This is a genomic window from Stenotrophomonas sp. YJH_SMC_110 (assembly GCF_059369255.1).
Genome location: NZ_JCAFSM010000001.1, coordinates 911,512 through 926,787, shown reverse-complemented (window position 1 = coordinate 926,787; position 15,276 = coordinate 911,512). Strand labels below are relative to the sequence as shown.

Annotated in this window: 12 protein-coding genes and 1 tRNA gene; 6 read left to right on the top strand and 7 right to left on the bottom strand. The window is 67.7% G+C overall.

The window, feature by feature from the left end:
• The first annotated feature begins 48 nt into the window (after positions 1-48).
• Positions 49-2,769: a bifunctional acetate--CoA ligase family protein/GNAT family N-acetyltransferase gene (locus AC5P6H_RS04155; RefSeq protein ID WP_445392012.1), complete on the top strand. Its 2,721-nt coding sequence runs from the start codon at positions 49-51 to the stop codon at positions 2,767-2,769.
• 73 nt (positions 2,770-2,842) lie between these two features.
• Here AC5P6H_RS04155 and AC5P6H_RS04150 read toward each other — a convergent pair whose 3' ends face one another.
• Positions 2,843-3,223 carry a YbjQ family protein gene (locus AC5P6H_RS04150; protein ID WP_014648827.1) on the bottom strand — a complete coding sequence of 127 codons (381 nt, stop codon included), beginning with the start codon at positions 3,221-3,223 and terminating at the stop codon, positions 2,843-2,845.
• A 138-nt stretch (positions 3,224-3,361) separates the two neighbouring features.
• Here AC5P6H_RS04150 and AC5P6H_RS04145 point away from each other — a divergent pair, with 138 nt between their 5' ends.
• Positions 3,362-4,069: an alpha/beta fold hydrolase gene (locus tag AC5P6H_RS04145; protein WP_495202330.1), complete on the top strand. Its 708-nt coding sequence runs from the start codon at positions 3,362-3,364 to the stop codon at positions 4,067-4,069.
• A 162-nt stretch (positions 4,070-4,231) separates the two neighbouring features.
• Here AC5P6H_RS04145 and dkgB read toward each other — a convergent pair whose 3' ends face one another.
• Together dkgB and AC5P6H_RS04135 are read right to left on the bottom strand one after the other, a co-directional pair.
• Positions 4,232-5,041: a 2,5-didehydrogluconate reductase DkgB gene (gene dkgB / locus AC5P6H_RS04140; protein ID WP_014648825.1), complete on the bottom strand. Its 810-nt coding sequence runs from the start codon at positions 5,039-5,041 to the stop codon at positions 4,232-4,234.
• Between the two features lie 245 nt (positions 5,042-5,286).
• Positions 5,287-7,407, bottom strand: coding sequence for a methyl-accepting chemotaxis protein (locus AC5P6H_RS04135; RefSeq protein ID WP_262216736.1), 2,121 nt, complete (start codon positions 7,405-7,407; stop codon positions 5,287-5,289).
• A gap of 183 nt (positions 7,408-7,590) precedes the next feature.
• Here AC5P6H_RS04135 and AC5P6H_RS04130 point away from each other — a divergent pair, with 183 nt between their 5' ends.
• Together AC5P6H_RS04130 and AC5P6H_RS04125 are read left to right on the top strand one after the other, a co-directional pair.
• Positions 7,591-8,046, top strand: coding sequence for an Rrf2 family transcriptional regulator (locus tag AC5P6H_RS04130; protein ID WP_046433160.1), 456 nt, complete (start codon positions 7,591-7,593; stop codon positions 8,044-8,046).
• Positions 8,036-8,941, top strand: coding sequence for an NAD(P)/FAD-dependent oxidoreductase (locus tag AC5P6H_RS04125; RefSeq protein ID WP_046433157.1), 906 nt, complete (start codon positions 8,036-8,038; stop codon positions 8,939-8,941). The genes AC5P6H_RS04130 and AC5P6H_RS04125 overlap by 11 nt, the downstream gene beginning before the upstream one ends.
• Positions 8,942-9,036: 95 nt before the next feature.
• Here AC5P6H_RS04125 and AC5P6H_RS04120 read toward each other — a convergent pair whose 3' ends face one another.
• The 4 genes from AC5P6H_RS04120 to AC5P6H_RS04105 all read right to left on the bottom strand — a co-directional run bounded on the left by AC5P6H_RS04120 (position 9,037) and on the right by AC5P6H_RS04105 (position 13,473).
• On the bottom strand, positions 9,037-10,257 hold the full coding sequence (locus AC5P6H_RS04120) for an RtcB family protein (protein ID WP_014648821.1): 1,221 nt from the start codon (positions 10,255-10,257) through the stop codon (positions 9,037-9,039).
• 56 nt (positions 10,258-10,313) lie between these two features.
• On the bottom strand, positions 10,314-11,438 hold the full coding sequence (locus AC5P6H_RS04115; RefSeq protein ID WP_401730599.1) for a slipin family protein: 1,125 nt from the start codon (positions 11,436-11,438) through the stop codon (positions 10,314-10,316).
• A gap of 356 nt (positions 11,439-11,794) precedes the next feature.
• Positions 11,795-11,867 (bottom strand) — tRNA-Gln (locus tag AC5P6H_RS04110).
• A 649-nt stretch (positions 11,868-12,516) separates the two neighbouring features.
• Complete coding sequence (locus AC5P6H_RS04105) at positions 12,517-13,473, bottom strand: aldo/keto reductase (RefSeq protein WP_111205362.1); 957 nt, start codon at positions 13,471-13,473, stop codon at positions 12,517-12,519.
• A gap of 169 nt (positions 13,474-13,642) precedes the next feature.
• On the opposite strand from AC5P6H_RS04105, the gene AC5P6H_RS04100 reads away from it, so the two are divergent.
• Both AC5P6H_RS04100 and AC5P6H_RS04095 read left to right on the top strand, forming a co-directional pair.
• The gene (locus AC5P6H_RS04100; RefSeq protein WP_134809419.1) at positions 13,643-14,500 is read left to right on the top strand and encodes a class I SAM-dependent methyltransferase; all 858 of its coding nucleotides are present in this window, start codon (positions 13,643-13,645) and stop codon (positions 14,498-14,500) included.
• A gap of 171 nt (positions 14,501-14,671) precedes the next feature.
• Entirely contained in the window at positions 14,672-15,211 is a 540-nt protein-coding gene (locus tag AC5P6H_RS04095) for a pseudouridine synthase (RefSeq protein ID WP_111205360.1), read from the top strand.
• Positions 15,212-15,276: the final 65 nt, after the last annotated feature.

Genomic DNA, 15,276 nt, shown 5'->3' with positions numbered 1-15,276 from the left:
GACCCCGCCTCCGACCCCATCGCCACGGAATTTGGGTACCGTAGGCGCATGAGTACCTACCACCTGCAGTCCGTGTTCCGTCCGCAGTCGGTCGCGGTGATTGGCGGCAGCCCGCGCGAGCGTTCGGCCGGGCGCGCGGTGATGCGCAACCTGCGTGGCACCGGCTTCCCCGGCAAGGTGGCGTGGATCAATCCGCGGCATGCCGAGATCGATGGCATCCGCACGGTCAAGCGGCTGAAGGACCTGGACTGGGTGCCCGACCTGGTGGTGATCACCGCACCAGCGGCGATCGTGCCGCAGGTGGTGCGCACTGCCGCCGAACGTGGCGTGCAGGCGGCGATCATCCTCACCGCGCACCTGGGCGAAGGCCCCGGTTCGTTGTCTGCACAGGTAGAGGCGGTGGCGCGCAAGCATGGCCTGCGCATCCTCGGGCCGCATTGCCTGGGCGTGATCGCGCCGCACGCGCGGCTCAATGCCAGCATCGCCGCACATTTTCCGCAGGCCGGCGACCTCGCGCTGATCTCCGAATCCTCGGCCATTGCCGCCGCGCTGGTGGAATGGGGCGTGGCGCGCTCGGTCGGGTTCTCCGCCGTGGTCTCGCTGGGCGATACGATGGACGTCGACTTCGGCGACCTGCTCGACTACTTCGCCACCGACTACCGTACCCGCGCCATCCTGCTCTACGTCGAGCAGATCAAGGACGCGCGCAAGTTCATGTCGGCCGCGCGTGCCGCCGCCCGCGCCAAGCCGGTGGTGGTGGTGAAGTCCGGCCGCGCCGAGCGCGTGCAGCCGGGCAGCCGCGATACCCATGTGCAGGCCCTGGCCCGCGCCGATGATGTGTACGGTGCGGCCTTCAACCGCGCCGGCCTGCTGCGCGTCGGTGCGCTGGACGAGCTGTTCACCGCCGCCGAATCACTGGGGCGGCTGGGCACCTTCCCTGGCCGCCGCCTGGCCATTCTCAGCAATGGTGGCGGCGTCGGCCGCCTTGCCGTGGACCAGCTGATCGCGCTGCGTGGCACGCTGGCCACCCTGTCCGACAGCACGGTGCAGAAGCTCGATGCGGTATTGCCACAGGGCTGGTCGCGCAGCAATCCGGTCGACATCGTGGTCGACGCCGATGGTGACCGCTATGCCGCGGCCATCGAAGCGCTGCTGGCCGACAACGAGAATGACGCGGTGATGGTGGTCAACGTGCCGACCGCGTTCACCTCATCGGCGGACGCCGCGCAGGCACTCACCCGCACGCTCGGCCTGCGCCCGCGCCACCACCGCGACAAGCCGGTGTTCGCGGTGTGGCTGGGCAACGACGACCAGGCCACCGCCACGCTCAACGCGGCGCGGGTGCCGACCTATCCGACCGAGGCCGAAGCCGTACGTGGCTTCCAGCATCTGGTGCGCTACCGCGAAGCGCAGAACGCGTTGATGGAAACGCCGCCCAGCCTGCCGCAGGACTTCAGCGTCGACACGGCCGCCGCGCGCGCACTGGTCGATGCCGCGCTGGCCAACGGCCAGCAGTGGCTGGACCCGCTGGCTACGCATGAACTGCTCAAGGCCTACGGCATTCCCTCCGCGCCGGTGATGCATGCGCGTGATGCGCACGAGGCGATGGACCTGGCGCAGCCGCTGCTGGAACGCGGTGCCACGGTCGCGCTGAAGATTCTCTCGCCGGATATTCCGCACAAGTCGGAAGTGGATGGTGTGCGCCTGAACCTGTCCACGCTGCCGGCGGTGCAGAGCGCGGCCAACGCGATCCTGTCGCGCGCACGCCAGCTGCGGCCGGATGCGCGTATCGACGGCCTGCTGGTGCAGCCGACCATCGTGCGTCCGAAGGCGCGCGAGTTGATTGTCGGCATCGCCGATGACGCGACGTTCGGCCCGGTGATCGTGGTCGGTCGCGGCGGCACTGCCGTCGAAGTGATCAACGACAAGGCGCTGGCGCTGCCGCCGCTGGACCTGCGCCTGGCCCACGAGCTGATTGGCCAGACCCGCGCCTCGCGCATCCTCAAGGCCTACGGTGACGTGCCGGCGGCTGACGAGCGCGCACTGGCGCTGGCGCTGGTGAAGCTGGCACAACTGGCCGCCGACATTCCCGAAGTGCGTACGCTGGACATCAACCCGTTGCTGGTCGATGGCAAGGGCATCCTCGCCCTCGACGCCCGCGTGGCGGTGGCGCCGTCGCGCATCCTGCACAAGGGCCGCGGCCATCCACGTTTCTCGGTGTTCCCGTACCCGAAGGAGTGGGAGCGCACCATCGAACTGTCCGATGGCGGCCGTGCCTTCGTGCGCCCGGTGCGGCCGGAGGACGACGCGCTGTTCCGTGCGTTCTTCGCCCGCGTCAGCGACGAGGACCTGCGCCTGCGCTTCTTCCAGTCGGTGAAGCACTTCAGCCACGAGTTCATCGCGCGCCTGACCCAGCTCGACTACGCGCGCTCGATTGCGCTGGTGGCGATCGAACCGCGCAGCGGCGAGATGCTGGGCGCGGTGCGCCTGCATGCCGATGCGGATTACCACCGCGGCGAGTACGGCATCCTGATCCGCTCGGACCTGAAGGGCCATGGCATCGGCTGGCGGCTGATGGCGATCATGATCGAGTACGCCAAGTGGCTGGGGCTGGACGTGGTCGAAGGCCAGGTGCTGCGCGAGAACAGCACCATGCTGGCGATGTGCCAGAGCCTGGGCTTCAAGACGAAGCTGGACCCGGACGACCCGACGGTGATGATGGTGACCCTGCCGGTGCAGCAGGTCGAGGTGCCCGACGTGCCATTGTAGAGCCGAGCCCACGCTCGGCTGCCTTGCATCACACGGGCACGCCTGAGCCGGGCATGGGCTCGGCTCTACAGCTTCAACGCATCGGTTCCACCACCACCGCCGTGCCATAGCACAGTACTTCGGTCAGCCCGGTCATCACATCGGTGGCGTCGTAGCGCATGCCGATGATCGCGTTGGCACCCAGCTGCCGCGCATGCTTGACCATGTCGCGGTAGGTTTCCTCGCGGGCCTGTTCGCACAGTTCGGTATAGATGGTGATGTTGCCACCGAAGAGCGTCTGGATACCGCCGAGGAAGTTGCCGACGATCGAGCGCGAGCGCACGGTGATGCCGCGCACCACACCGAGGTTGCGCACGACGCGGTGCCCAGGCAGCTCGAAGGCGGTGGTGACCAGCGCATCATCGAAGCGGAGCGCGGGTGGGGTGGGGGTGCCGCTGTTGTAGGGGTCTGCCATGGTCGCGTCCGTATCGCTGCCTTCTGAGAGTCGAGCCATGCTCGACGGGCCGTGCAGCAGTCGAGCATGGCGCGACCCTACAACGCAACCGCCTGTTGCGGCATGGTTCCGTCACCGTGCTGGCGCGACAATACCCCCATGACCGACCGTATTCCCCTGCTGCTGCTGCCCGGCCTGCTCAACGATGCCGAGCTGTGGCGCGCGCAGCTGGCCGACCTGGCCGACATCGCCGACTGCACAGTAGGCGACCAGACCCGTGGCGAGACCCTGCAGGCGGTGGCCGAGGACGTGCTCGCACAGGCACCGGAGCGCTTTGCGCTGGCCGGTTTCTCATTGGGCGGCTTCGTCGCCCAGCAGATCCTGCGCATTGTGCCGGAGCGCGTGCTGCAGCTGGCGCTGATCGATACCTCGATCCACGCCGATTCACCGGAACGTGCCGAGCAGCGCCGCAGCCAACGTGCCAGCGTGCGCCTGCCGGGGAAGTTCCACGGCTTCGGCGATGTGCTGATGCGCAGCTACATCGATGCGTCGCGGCTGGATGACTACGTGCTGGTGCAGCGCGTGCGCGACATGACCGCCCGCCTGGGCGCGGACGTGTTCCTGCGCCAGAGCGCGCTGGAACGCCGCGATGGCCATGATGTGCTGGCCGGCTACCGCGATCCGCTGCTGATCGTGTGCGGCGCGAACGATCGCATCACGCCGCTGGCGGTGAGCGAGGAAATGCACGCGATGGTGCCGCACTCGCAGCTGGTGGTGGTGCCTGACTGCGGGCACCTGGCACCGATGGAGAAGCCGGACGAGGTCAGTGCGGCGATGCGTGGGTGGTTGCTGCAGGGCAGGGGATGATCCCCGCCCTCTCGTAGGTGCCGACCTTGGTCGGCACGGTGTTCCAACGATCGATCAGGGCTCAGTGCCGACCAAGGTCGGCACCTACCTGTAGAGCCGAGCCATGCTCGGTTCCGGGGAGGCAGCAGCCGAGCGTGCGCTCGGCTCTACAGCACCACTGCCTCAATCCCAGGCCGGGGCGATGCCTTCCGGGTTGGCCAGGCGATGGCCGCGGTCGAGCTTGGCGATCTGTGCCATGTCTTCGTCGGTCAGGCGGATCGCTGCCGCTTCCAGGTTGCTCGCCAGGTTCTCGCGCTTGGTCGAGGACGGAATGACCGAGAAACCCTGCTGCAGCGCCCAGGCCAGCGCGACCTGCGCCGGCGTGGCCTGGTGGCGTCCGGCAATGGCCTGGATCACCGGGTCCTTGATCACCTCGCCGTAGGCCAGGCTCATGTAGGCGGTGATGTGGATGCCGTTGTCCTGCAGGAACTTCACCAGCAGGCGATTCTGCAGGTAGGGGTGGATTTCGATCTGGTTGGTGGCAATGGCACCGGCGCCGAGGATGCCGATCGCCTTGCGGGTCTGCGCGATGGTGAAGTTGGAGATGCCGATCTCGCGGGTCAGGCCCTGCGCCTTGGCTTCAGCCAGTGCGGCCAGGTACTCCTCCATCGGCACGTCGACCTTGTCGTTCGGCGATGGCCAGTGGATCAGCGCCAGGTCGACGTACTCGGTTCGCAGCTTTTCCAGGCTGGTGCGCAGGCTGGCCAGCAGCGCATCGCGCTTGAACGCGGTGATCCAGACCTTGGTGGTCAGGTAGATGTCGTCGCGCGGCACGCCGGAATCGGCGATGGCCTGGCCGACCTCGGCTTCGTTGCCGTAGATCTGCGCGGTATCGATGGCGCGGTAGCCGACCGCCAGCGCGTTGCGCACGGAGTCGATCACGGTCTGGTCTTTCAGGCGGAAGGTACCGAGACCGAAGGCGGGGACAGTCATGGGGGCTCCAGCAGAGGGGGAGGGAGGCGGGAATGTCCACGAAAGGGTAGGCCAGCGGCCGTGTGCATGCCGGCAACGGTGCATTGCATCGACGTGTACGACGGCAGGTGGTGGTGGGTGCGGACCGTTGGTCCGCACTGTTCATGCCGCCACCCATGCAGCGTTGGACGCTGCCGGCCAGCGGCCGGCACTCCCCCTGTCTGCGCTCGACGGTAGTGCCGGCCGCTTGCCGGCAACCGGATCAATCAAGCCGCGCGTGCCAGCCCGCCCTTCGCCGCCGCCGTGGTCGACAGGTCGAACACATCCACCGCATCGATCAGGCGGTTGGCCTGCTGCTCCAGGCTGCGCGCGGCGGCGCTGGCTTCTTCCACCAGCGCGGCGTTCTGCTGGGTCGTGCCGTCCATCTGGATCACGGTCTGGCTGACCTGTTCGATGCCCGCGCTCTGCTCCTGCGAGGCCGCGGAGATCTCGGCCATGATGTCGGTCACGCGCTGCACCGATGCAACGATCTCGGCCATGGTGTCGCCTGCCTCGCGCACGCGCTGTGCGCCATGGCCAACCTGTTCCACCGAGGCTTCGATCAGTGACTTGATCTCCTTCGCGGCTGCCGCCGAGCGCTGCGCCAGCGTACGCACTTCGCTGGCGACCACCGCGAAGCCGCGGCCCTGTTCGCCGGCGCGTGCCGCTTCCACCGCAGCATTCAGCGCCAGGATGTTGGTCTGGAACGCGATGCCATCGATGACGCTGATGATCTCGGCGATCTGCCGCGACGAGGTCTCGATCGCGCCCATCGTTGCCACCACCTGGCCGACCACGCTGCCACCGTGCGAGGCGACCGTATGGGCGCCGATCGCCAGCTGGTTGGCCTGGCGCGCATGTTCGGCGTTCTGGCGCACGGTGGAGGTCAGCTCCTCCATCGATGCCGCGGTCTCCTCCAGGTTGGCCGCCTGCTGCTCGGTGCGGCGCGACAGGTCATTGTTGCCGGCGGCGATCTCCGCGGCGGCGGTGTGGATGTTGCCGGAGGCGTGCTTGATGTCGGTGACGATGGTGGCCAGCTGCGTGGCGGTGGTATTGGCATCGCCGGCGATACGGGCGAACACCCCCTGGAAATCACCGTGCATGCGTGCACCGAGGCGGCCATCGGCGATCGCGCGCAGCATGCTGGAGACCTCGCCCAGGTTCAGCTCCGTCGTCTGCATCAGGCGGTTCAGGCCTTCGACCATTGCACGGAAATCATGCTCGAAGCGGGCACTGTCGCCGCGCTGGCTGAAGTCACCGGCGGCCGCCGCCTCGGCCAGGCGGCGGATCTCGCCATTGATCAGGCCGAGGTTGTGCTTGGCCATGTCCAGCGCTTCGGTGATCACCGCCTTCTCGCCGGGCAGGCGTTCCATGTCCTGGCTGAGGTCGCCGACCGCGTAGCGGCCCATGATCGAGATCGCGCGCATCTTCACCCGGATGTGCGCATCGACCAGTGCGTTGCAGTCGGCCACCATGGTGCCGAACGCGCCGGGGAAGGCAGCGGCGTCCATGCGATGGCTGATGGTGCCGGCTTCGTGCGCCTGCGCCATCGCGGCCTGTGCATCCAGCACGCTGCGCAGCGTGGATTGCACCGCCTGCATGGCCTGCGCGAGGCGACCGATCTCGTCGCGGCTGCGCACCTGTACTGCGTGCTGCAGGTCACCGGCGGCCACCGCGCGCGCCGCTGCTTCCACTGCCAGCACCGGCTGCACCACCGCACGCCGCAGCCACCAGGCCAGACCGATCAGCAGCAGCACGGCGGCCAGCACGGTCAGCGCCGCGCACAGCAGCAGGGTCTGCCGGGCCTGCTGCGAACGTGCCGCCAGCGCCGCTTCAGCCACCTGCGTGGCGTGCGTGCTCAGCGCATCCAGAGCCATCGCCACCGGGCGATCCTTGCCGCGCACCAGGTTGTCGCCGGCCGCGGGATCGTAGCCGGCCGCGGCAAATGCCTGCAGCGCCGCGTGATAGTCCTGCTGCAGCTGCGCGTGCAGGCCAACGAACGCCTGCGCCAGCTCACGCGTGCGCGGGTCCGGGCTGGTGGCCAGACCCTTGGCCAGTTGCCCGACCAGGCGGCCTTCGCTGTCGAAGCCATCCAGGTGGCGTTGGCGCAGCGCATCGTCGTGCCCGCGCAGCAGCACGTTCTTCCATTCCTGCACCTGGCCACGGAACTCACGCTGCAGGCGTTCGGCATCGCGGCTGTGCGCGACTTCGGGCGGGACCTCGGTGGACAACTTCAACCAGGCGGAGGCCAGGCCTGCCAGCGCGCACAGCAGGACCACGGCCAAGCCAACAGAAACCGCGCCGAGCAGCTTGGACTGCAGGCGCGGAGCACGGACAGACGCATTCATCGGGAAGCACTCTCGGGAAGGGGCAATGCGGTATCGACCCGCTACGCTTCCGCTGAAGTGCGACGAACATCACATTAGCGTTTCGTTTAGTGATGTGAAGGAAGTGTTTCATAGGACAAATGTGTCCATATGGAACAAATACGGACCCTGGACAGGGGATATAAATGTAACTAATGTAGTTACATGAAATCCGCGAACCCGCTCTCTGACGCCCTGCACGTGATGGCGCATCTGGTCGGCCAGGATGGCCCGCGCACGTCCGGGCAGCTGGCGTCCTGCCTGCCGACCCATCCGGTGGTGATCCGCCGTCTGCTGGCGCAGCTGCACAAGGCCGGCCTGGTACGCAGCACCCGCGGTCATGGCGGTGGCAGCCAGCTGGCCCGCGACGCTGCAACGATCACCCTGCATGACATCTACCTGGCCGTGGGCGCACCACCGCTGGTGCAGGTCGGCGCCCGCGACGCCGGCGGCGGCTGCCCGATCCAGCAGCTGGTCAACAGCGCGCTGCTGGAGGGAGCACGCGAGGCACAGCGGTTGCTGGAGGCGCGCCTGCGGGCGACCACGCTGGACCAGCTCGGCGCCGACTTCGCCCGCCATCTCGCCCATCACCGTTCCCTGGAAGGTCCTCATGAATCCTGATGTGCTCATCGTCGGCGGCAGCTACGCCGGCATTGCCGCCGGCCTGATCCTGGCCCGCGCCCGGCGGCCGGTCACCGTCATCGACGCCGGCTCGCCGCGCAACCGCTTCGCCAGCCATTCGCACGGGGTGCCAGGGCTGGATGGCATCAGCGGCGCCGAGCTGCTGAAGACCGCGCGCCAGCAGCTGCTGGATTACCCCAGCGTGCGCTGGGTGCATGCCGAGGCTGTGCAGGCCAACGCCAGCGCAGAGGGCGTGGAAGTACGTACCGCCGATGGCCAGGTGCTGGCCGCGCGCAAGCTGCTGCTGGCCAGCGGTATCGCCGACCAGCTGCCGGAACTGCCCGGGCTGGCCGAGCGCTGGGGCAGCACCGTGCTGCACTGCCCCTACTGCCATGGTTACGAAGTGGGTGGCGGCGCCATCGGCCTGCTTGGCGGCCATCCGATGTCCGCCGGCAAGGCGCCGCTGTTTGCCGACTGGGGCAATGTCACCTTCTTCAGCCAGGGCCTGCCGATCACCGATGAGGAACGGGCTGCCATGCAGCAGCGCGGCGTGCAGATCGAGACGTCGCCGGTGCTGGGCGTGCAGGGCGACCAGCCGACCTGGCTGGAAGTGGAGCTGGCCGATGGCCGCCGCATCGCCCAGCGTGCGCTGTTCGTACCGGCCACCCAGGCGATGGCCACGCCATTGGTGCAGCAGCTTGGCTGCACCTTGGTCGAGAGCCCGCTGGGGGTGCTGATCGAGGTCGACATGATGAAGCAGACCTCGGTGCCGAACGTGTATGCCGCAGGCGATGCGACGACGGTCGGCAACATCACCCTGGCCATGGCCGAAGGCGTGCGCGCGGGCATCGGCGTGCATCATGCGCTGGTGGCCGAAGACAGCGTGCCGCGCTGAATGTGCCGGGGTCAGATCCCTTTCGCAGAAAGCGATCTGACCCCCGACGCGACGTGCTGCTCTGGTAGAGGCCGGCCTTGGCCGGCACCGCTCCGTTACCCCTTCACGCACAGCACCTGGCGCAGGGTGTGCACCACCTCGACCAGGTCCAGCTGCGCTGCCATCACATCGTCGATCGACTTGTACGCGGCCGGTGACTCGTCCAGCACGCCGCTGTCCTTGCGGCATTCCACGTGCGCGGTGGCCTCGCGGTGCTGGGCCAGCGTGATCTGCTGGCGCGCCGTGCCACGGCTCATCACCCGGCCGGCACCGTGGCTGCAGCTGTGGAAGCTGTCGGCGTTGCCCTTGCCGCGCACGATGTAGCTGCGCGTGCCCATGCTGCCGGGAATGATGCCCAGCTCGCCTTCGCGCGCACTCACCGCCCCCTTCCGGGTCACCAGCAGTTCCTGGCCGTGGTGCGTCTCCTTCTGCACGTAGTTGTGGTGGCAGTTCACCGCCATCGCTGCCAGCTGGAACTTCGGCAAGCGGTGGCGCATCTCGGCCAGCACGCGCGACATCATCGCCTCGCGGTTCTGCCGGGCGTAGTCCTGCGCCCACGACACGGCTTCGACGTAGTCATCGAACAGCGGCTCGCCTTCCATGAAGAACGCCAGGTCCTTGTCCGGCAGGTGGAAGCCGAGCACGCGCCGGGCCAGTTCCTCGCGCGCCTTCTCGATGAAGTAGGTGCCGATCAGGTTGCCGGTGCCGCGCGATCCGCTGTGCAGCATCACCCACACCGTGTCCGTCTCGTCCAGGCACAGTTCGATGAAGTGGTTGCCACCACCCAGCGTACCCAGCTGGCGGTCGAGCTTGTCGGTGCGGATTCTGCGGTGCCTGTCCTTGATCTTCTCCAGGCCGGCGGCCAGCCCGGACTGCACGAGCCGCGTGTGGATGCTGTCGGGCATGCGGTGATGCTCGCCGCCGCGTCCGTTGCCGACCGGAATGCTGCGCTCGATGCTGTTGCGCAGCTGCCGCAGGTCGTCGGGCAGGTCGTTGGCGCGCAGCGTGGTGCGTACCGCCGCCATGCCGCAGCCGATGTCGACGCCGACCGCGGCCGGGATGATCGCACCGCGGGTCGGGATCACCGAGCCGACGGTCGCGCCCTTGCCCAGGTGCACGTCCGGCATCACGGCCACCCACGGCCCGACGAACGGGATCGCGGCGATGTTGCGCAGCTGCTCATGCGCCTGCGCTTCCAGCGGCACACCGTTGACCCAGCCCTTGATCGGCGTGGTGCCCTCGGCGTGCAGCCATTGATAGTTGTGTTGAGTGTCCATGTCTTCGTGTATGTCCTTGATGGGCCGGCGGCGCGTCCCTGCGCCGCCGCTGCCCCCTACCTGATCGTCACCAGCTGCTTCAGCACGCCATCCAGGCCGCCGAATACGGTGAGCGTGTCGATCTTCTCGGTGACCTTCTCCAGTGCCTCCAGCTCCTTCAAGCGCATCAGCACCGGGTTGTCCTCGATCAGCTTTGCGGTGTTGAGCTGCGAACGCGTGGCGTTGGCCTCCTCGCGTCGACGGATCACGCTGGCCTGGGCCTGCTTCTCGGCCAGCACCACGCCATTGAGGATCTCCTTCATCTCGCCCGGCAGGATCACGTCCTTGATGCCCACGCCGAGCAGCCGCACGCCGTGGCCCTCGATCGCGGCCTGCACATGGGCGGCGATCTCGCCGTCCAGCGCCGCCTTGTCGCCCAGCAGCTCGTCCAGGCTGCGCGCGGCAATCGCCTGGCGCAGGCCGAACTGCAGCTGCCGGTAGACGAACTCATCGGCATTGCTGAGCGTGCGGTGTGCACGCACTGGGTCGATCACCTGCACGGTCGCGGCCAGGTTCACCCGCAGGGTCACCTTGTCGCGGCTGAGCAGCTCCTGGCCGGACACGTCCAGCGAACGTGCACGCAGTTCCACGCGCTCCACCGACACGTTGCCGTTGAAGTTCCAGAACGCGTGCAGGCCGGCGTCCAGCGTCTGCCGCAGCGTGCCATCGATGAACAGCAGGCCGACCGACTCGCTTGGCACGGTGCTGATCACCGCCACACGCGGCAGCACCCCCAGCTGGCCCAGGCGTTGCTGCACGTCCGCCGGGATGCGCGGCTCGTCACCCAGCGCCATCACGCGTACCTGGGTGTCGACCGAACCCCGCCAGTACAGGCGGCGGCTGCCCGGCGGCAGCACTTCATCGATGCGGCCGTTGCGCAGCAACAGGCCGACTTCGGTGGCGCTGACATTGGCCAGCACGAAGTGCGTGTCCAGCGTCGCGCCCAGTGCCTCGATCAGGCTGTCCTGGTCGCTGCCGGTATAGGCCGCGCCCTTCGATGCGGTGTGGATGTCCACGTGCGGGCGGCCGCCGAACGGCGACAGGCGGTGCACGCCCGGCAGCAGGATCTGCTGGAAACGACGGTTGCGATACACCAGGCCGCGCTCGCCGTCGCCGATCACGACCTTGATGGTCCAGAACATGGGAGTCTCTCCTTGTATGGCTCTGGTGGTTCGACCCGTTGCGGATGAATCGCCATGACCCGGGTCGATCAGGTCGTGGCGCGGCCGCCTGCACACCACGTGCAGGCAGCGGAAGAGGGCGGCCATCGGCGGACGGTCCGCGCGCGGAGCCTTCGGTGCGCCGGCAGTGCTGCCATCGCCGTTCCCGGCAGGCAGCACCGGGGCGGAACGTGGCTGGCAGTGGCGGCGGGCCGGGGCCCGGCGTGCGGTCCGTTGCCTTCCACGCCCCGCCCGAAGGCGATGGCGGTGGACGGCGACAATGGCCGCTGGGGCTTGCGCCCCGGGTGTTGCTTCAAGTCATGACGTGACAGGTCATGTGGTTTGGAGTGGGAGTCGAACCCACGACAGACGGAATCAGGATCCGTTGCTCTACCCTGCTGAGCTATCCAGTTGGGGACCGCGCGGAATCGAACCGCGTACCGGCGAACCGGCGCCTGCCTCCAGCAGGCGATCCAGGCGATGGCATGTCCGCGACCTCCGGCATACGCCACGGCAACGCCGCGCGCACCAGCCCGTGATGGAAACGGGACCGTTGGAGAATCGAGGGTGCAGGCCACCGACATTATCGACGAGCGATAATGTTTTGATGCGATGCAGATAATGTCCTGGCGCAGCCGATCGCGCGAAGTAAATCCTTCGGCGGGGCGGGAGAAACCTGGGTCAGTGAGCGGCGGGTTGCCGCGCGGGGTGCAGTTCTGGCATCGCGGGTCCTTGTGCCGACGCAAACGAAAACGCCCCCGGGACTTGCGTTCCGAGGGCGTCGTCAGGCCTCGGAGATCGGGGTGGCCGATCTCCGCAGGGCGGGTATCAGGCCGTTGTCAGCTGGTCTTCCTTGCCGAACGCGCGCGCCAGCCCGTCCATGCGCAGGCATGGCAGCAGTTTGGCGATGGCGACGGAATGCGCGTTCAAGGGAAGTTTACAGAGGTTGTTGAAACGAGGTGCGCACGATAAACCACGATTTAGTCGCGTGCAACCATTTTGTTCAATTGTTTTCTTCGGCACGTGGGCAATGCCGGCCAGCGGCCGGCGCTACCGGGCCTCACGCTTCGGCGCTGGCGGCATCCAGCTGCGCGACATCCTGCACGCTCAGCGACACGTTGGCCGCTGCCAGCAGATCGTGCAGCTGTTCGACGCTGGTGGCGCTGACGATCGGCGCGGTGATCGACGGCCGCGCGATCTGCCATGCCAGTGCGATCTGTGCGGCGCTGGCACTGTGCTTGCTGGCCACGTCATCCAGCGCCTGCAGGATGCGCAGGCCGCGCGGGTTCAGATAGCGCTTCACCACCGTTTCGCCACGTGCCGGGCTCTTGGCCGCATCGGCCGGTGTGCGGTACTTGCCGCTGAGGAAGCCACTGGCCAGGGCGTAGTAGCCGATCACGCCGATCTGTTCGCGCTGCACCAGCGGTTCCAGCTCATTCTCGTAGCCGGCACGGTCGTACAGGTTGTACTCCGGCTGCAGGGTTTCGTAACGCGGCAGCTTGTAGTCGGTGGACACCTTCAGCGCATCGGCCAGGCGCGTGGCGCTGTAGTTGGAGGCACCGATGGCGCGCACCTTGCCGGCTTCGATCAGGCGGCCGAACGCGGCCAGGGTCGCTTCCAGTGGCGTCGACTCATCATCCTCGTGGGCCTGGTACAGATCGATCACGTCGGTCTGCAGGCGGCGCAGCGAATCCTCGACGGCCGCATTGATGTTGTCCGGGGTCAGGCCGGGGCGTTCGGCCCATTTGGCCACCTTGGTCGCCAGCACCACCTTGTCGCGCTTTCCGCTGCGCGCGAACCATTTGCCGATCAGCGTTTCCGATTCGCCGCCGGCGTTGCCCGGCACCCAGGCCGAATACACATCGGCGGTGTCGACCAGGTTGAAGCCGGCGTCGACGAAGGCATCGAGCAGGGCGAAGCTGGCCTTCTCATCGGCGCTCCAGCCGAACACGTTGCCACCGAAGGCGAGCGGACGTACATGCAGGCCGGAACGGCCCAGTTCGCGGGTTGCCGTCATGGGCACGGACTCCTTGGGGGAAGTGCTCCAGAATAGAACGCGTAGTGTGACCGTGCTGCGGCGGCGACCACAAAACAGTGTTCCGCGATACGCACGCGGCTAACGTTTTGTGAACACCTGGGGCGCCGCGGCTGCTAGTCTCGCCGCATCTTCCGCTGGAGTCGCTCCGATGATGCCTGCTTCGTCCCTGCGTGGTTGCCGCCTGCTGCTTGCTTCGGCCCTGCTTGCCGCTGTTCCCGCGTTTGCCGCACCGGCCACGGTCGCGCCGGCGAAGATCCAGGTGTCGCCGGCCATCGACGCGGCGGTGAAGGCGCCCACCCGCGATGCCAACAACGTCAAGCGCGACGGTTTCCGCCACCCGGCGCAGACGCTGTCGTTCTTCAAGGTGACGCCGGAAAAGACCGTCATCGAGATCACCCCCGGCAACGGCTGGTACTCGGAGATCCTGGCGCCGCTGCTGCACGACAAGGGCCACTACGTTGCTGCGGTGGTCGATCCGATGGCGGTGCCCGAAGGCCGCGGCCGTGACTACCAGCAGCGCAGCCGCGACAGCCTGGAAAGGAAGTACGCCGCTGCACCGGCACAGTTCGGCAAGACTGCCGTGGTCGCCTACGATCCGGCCAAGCCGGTGTTCGGCCCGGCCGGTTCAGCCGATGTGGTGCTGACCTTCCGCAACGTGCACAACTGGCGCAAGGCCGGCCAGGCGCAGGGCATGTTCCAGGGCTTCTTCAACGTGCTCAAGCCGGGCGGCGTGCTGGGCGTGGTCGAGCACCGCGCCAAGGCCGACGTGGCTGACGACGATGACACCGGCTATGTCGGCCAGCAGCAGGTGATCGCGATGGCCGAGGCCGCCGGCTTCAAGCTGGACGCGCGCAGTGAGGTCAACGCCAACCCGCGCGACACCAAGGACCACCCGAACGGCGTGTGGACGCTGCCGCCGACCAACCAGCACGACAAGGCCGATGATGCGAAGTACCAGACGATCGGCGAAAGCGACCGCATGACCCTGCGCTTCATCAAGCCGTAAGAGGGGTGCCGGGCTGGCGCATGCTGACTCTGTAGAGCCGAGCCCATGCTCGGCTGCTGTTGCGTTCCGCCGTGCTGTGCGCGATGAGCCGAGCATGGGCTCGGCTCTACAGCCGAGTGGCGCGTGGCGCGGCATGGGACAATGCGCCACCCGCCGACTGCCGTGCCCGCAATGCTGATCGCCTTCAACAAGCCCTTCAACGTGCTCTGCCAGTTCACCGACCGCAGCGTACCGCCGCGACCGACGCTGTCCGGGTTCGGCCTGCCGCCGCGCGTGTATGCCGCCGGTCGCCTGGACCATGACAGCGAAGGCCTGCTGCTGCTGACGGATAACGGCACGCTGGCGCACACGTTGACCGACCCGAAGCACAAGGCCGACAAGACCTACTGGGTGCAGGTGGAAGGCACGCCCAGCGATGAGCAGCTGCAACGGTTGCGCGATGGGGTGGAGCTGAATGACGGGCCGACCTTGCCGGCGAAGATCGAGCGCCTCGATCCGGCGCCGTCGCTGTGGACACGCGATCCGCCGGTGCGCTTCCGCAAGACCGTGCCCGATGCCTGGCTGGCGATCACGATCCGCGAGGGCCGCAACCGCCAGGTGCGGCGGATGACCGCGGCAGTGAACCTGCCAACGCTGCGGCTGGTGCGGGTGGCGATGGGGCCCTACCGGCTGGACGACCTGCAGCCGGGGCAGTGGCGGCAGATCGGTTGAAACAGAAAGGGCCGGATACCTCGCGGCATCCGGCCCTCTCGTAGCTGGTAGGGTCAGAGCCCTTC

Coding starts and splice junctions, on each gene's coding strand:
- AC5P6H_RS04100 (WP_134809419.1), top strand. CDS start 13,643: ATGATGCCTGCTTCGTCCCTGCGTGGTTGCCGCCTGCTGCTTGCTTCG.
- AC5P6H_RS04145 (WP_495202330.1), top strand. CDS start 3,362: ATGACCGACCGTATTCCCCTGCTGCTGCTGCCCGGCCTGCTCAACGAT.
- dkgB (WP_014648825.1), bottom strand. CDS start 5,041: ATGACTGTCCCCGCCTTCGGTCTCGGTACCTTCCGCCTGAAAGACCAG.
- AC5P6H_RS04155 (WP_445392012.1), top strand. CDS start 49: ATGAGTACCTACCACCTGCAGTCCGTGTTCCGTCCGCAGTCGGTCGCG.
- AC5P6H_RS04095 (WP_111205360.1), top strand. CDS start 14,672: ATGCTGATCGCCTTCAACAAGCCCTTCAACGTGCTCTGCCAGTTCACC.
- AC5P6H_RS04130 (WP_046433160.1), top strand. CDS start 7,591: ATGAAATCCGCGAACCCGCTCTCTGACGCCCTGCACGTGATGGCGCAT.
- AC5P6H_RS04120 (WP_014648821.1), bottom strand. CDS start 10,257: ATGGACACTCAACACAACTATCAATGGCTGCACGCCGAGGGCACCACG.
- AC5P6H_RS04125 (WP_046433157.1), top strand. CDS start 8,036: ATGAATCCTGATGTGCTCATCGTCGGCGGCAGCTACGCCGGCATTGCC.
- AC5P6H_RS04135 (WP_262216736.1), bottom strand. CDS start 7,407: ATGAATGCGTCTGTCCGTGCTCCGCGCCTGCAGTCCAAGCTGCTCGGC.
- AC5P6H_RS04115 (WP_401730599.1), bottom strand. CDS start 11,438: ATGTTCTGGACCATCAAGGTCGTGATCGGCGACGGCGAGCGCGGCCTG.
- AC5P6H_RS04150 (WP_014648827.1), bottom strand. CDS start 3,223: ATGGCAGACCCCTACAACAGCGGCACCCCCACCCCACCCGCGCTCCGC.
- AC5P6H_RS04105 (WP_111205362.1), bottom strand. CDS start 13,473: ATGACGGCAACCCGCGAACTGGGCCGTTCCGGCCTGCATGTACGTCCG.